The sequence below is a fragment of the Paenibacillus sp. GbtcB18 genome (assembly GCF_019091125.1).
Classification (GTDB): domain Bacteria; phylum Bacillota; class Bacilli; order Paenibacillales; family NBRC-103111; genus Paenibacillus_F; species Paenibacillus_F chitinolyticus.
Map to the genome: position 1 here is coordinate 1 of NZ_JAGXJX010000149.1, position 402 is coordinate 402.

1 pseudogene is annotated in these 402 nt (G+C 35.8%); it reads right to left on the reverse strand.

Annotated features, from left to right (window positions below):
- A pseudogene (locus tag KVT34_RS33050) lies at positions 1-402 on the reverse strand (hypothetical protein); the annotation flags it as partial.

Consider the following 402-nt stretch of genomic DNA (forward strand, 5'->3'; position numbering starts at 1 on the left):
CAGATCTATAATTTGATTCCAACACCTTTTGTTGTGTTTCTGCCTTACGCGCCTCTGCTTCTGCTTTCTTTTTCTCGTCCTCTTCTTTCTTGCGTTGCTCTTCTTCTATTTTCTTCTTTTCTTCCTCTTCTTTTTTACGTTGCTCTTCTTCTGCTTTTTTCTTTTCTGACTCTTCCTTCTTACGTTGCTCCTCTTCTGCTTTCAACCTATCTGCTTCTTCTTTTTGTTTCATTTTCTTTTCTTCTTCTGCTTTTTCAGCTGCTTCTTTTTTCTTTTCTTCAGCTGCTAATTGCTTCTCTTTTTCTTTCTTTGCCTCTTCAGCATTTTTTTCTTCTTCTACTTTTGCTTTTTCAGCTTTCTGTTTCTCTTCTTTTTTAGCTGCTAATTGTTTCTTTTCTTCAG